We start from the raw sequence: 1,716 nt of genomic DNA, 5'->3' as shown, positions 1-1,716 counted from the left end.
GCTATTACCAACATCTTGGCTGCCAGTCTCACTCTCATTTTGGTCTTGATCCCCTTCTCGCGTTCACGACCACGAAGGATATTGGTGTAGTAAGTAAGAAAGTGCATATTGTTGACAGATGCAACGAGACCTTTGAAAAATGTTCAATTTTGTTCGAGTACAAGGAAGACGAAAATTTCAACCACAGGAATACATTGAGTATTTCGAGGATTGAAATTTTTGCCTGACGCAGTAATCGGGCAAAAGGGGGCGTTTTGCAAAGGTCTCGCAACTAACGCCGCTTGATACAGAGCATATCGAAGAACGCTATTGCCTTTCTTGGATATTACAGGAACGGCGTCTTTACTTGTCTTGCCGCTCCGGTTGGCGCTAAGGTCGTATCCTGCCAGTTTTAAAACCTGTTTCCTGTTCTTAAATCTAGAAGGATTGCCTATGGCCCCCAAAATCACAGAAGCAATATATGGACCGACTCCGGGGATCGTTAATAACAGACTATATGCAGGGAATTGCTTTCCGACATTTTTTATCAAATCCTCTGTCTTTTCTATAACCTGACGAACCTGTCTCAACTTTTCAACCAATATCCCGGCTTCAAATTCAGATGATTCTCCCGGTATACAACCAACTGAATCCGGCGCTGAATCCCATATAGCACGCAATCTCTTTTTTTGTGCTATACCCCTTTCTCGCCTGGTTACCATCTTAAAAAATTGATCAAATTCCATATCTGCAATAATTCTTGGATCCAAACACCATCTGACAATGGCCAGATTCTCAGATTCACACTGGCCATAGAATTTATCAAGTTCGGGAAAGTACTTTGCTAAAAGATTGTTCCGTATACGCATCCGCAAACTATGTTCTTCTTTCTTTAACCGCTTCCGTAATGATAAGAGATTGCGCAAATCGGTTATCTCTTTTGAGGGAGAATCATAAAAAAGACACTTTCCCTGGGAAATCAGATCAGCTATATTTGCTGCACACTTTGTGTCATGCTTATCCCATCTGCCGTCCAAAAGCTCCCGGTTCCTTTTGACAGCTACTCCTGATACTATCACAACCGTAAAATCACATCTGTCTAAATAGGCTCCAAGAGGTTTATGGTAATTTCCTGTGGGCTCTAAGCCAAATACAACTTTAGATAAGCAATGTTGAACCTTAATGGCATCAACTCGTGCAAGCAACTTTTTATAACCCTCCAAGTTGTTATCAAATATCAATCTCTTAAAAAGAGTCTTTCCTGTAGATGTCCCGAAGAAAGCGTAATGCTTATCTTTGGCAATATCAATCCCAACAATCAGATGCTCCTTGGATCCTCGAATCTCTCTCCTAAATTGACAAAACCGCTCATGCTTGATACATGCTTGATTGTTCATATAACCTCCTGTCTTTTTGGTTGTTTTTAGAATAAACCCATGATAACAGGAGGTTATTTTATTACAAGGCGATAATAAATTGTTTTTATTCTACATGTGGCAGTATAACCTCTTCTTCTTTTAATATATAACGCATCTGCCCTTTTTATGCATTATGCCAGTTTTCAATCTTCAGTCTTAAAAATTGTTTAAAATCGTTAATGTTCCGTGTTACCAGAATTAGACCATTCACCACGGATATTGCCGCAATCTGTCCATCAACAAATGACGGAGTTAACCCTTTTGACGATAATCTGGCGCGTTCTCTTGCATGCCACTCTGCTGCCCTGTCATCATAAGG

Annotated in this window: 1 protein-coding gene and 1 pseudogene; both read right to left on the bottom strand. The window is 40.4% G+C overall.

The window, feature by feature from the left end; translation table 11 throughout:
* Positions 1-143 precede the first annotated feature (143 nt).
* A complete protein-coding gene (locus tag HGJ98_RS20645; RefSeq protein ID WP_291353595.1) occupies positions 144-1,376 on the bottom strand; it encodes an IS110 family transposase in 1,233 nt (410 codons plus the stop codon).
* 145 nt (positions 1,377-1,521) lie between these two features.
* Positions 1,522-1,716 (bottom strand): annotated as a pseudogene (locus HGJ98_RS20640) (hypothetical protein); the annotation flags it as partial.

It is taken from the genome of Desulfosporosinus sp. (genome assembly GCF_014237355.1).
Classification (GTDB): Bacteria; Bacillota; Desulfitobacteriia; order Desulfitobacteriales; family Desulfitobacteriaceae; genus Desulfosporosinus.
Note: the sequence above shows the minus strand (reverse complement) of the source record. Positions and strands in the feature narration are given on the sequence as shown.

What these genes read in the sequence shown, in the direction of transcription:
- HGJ98_RS20645 (WP_291353595.1), bottom strand. Translation starts at nt 1,376, where the DNA reads ATGAACAATCAAGCATGTATCAAGCATGAGCGGTTTTGTCAATTTAGG.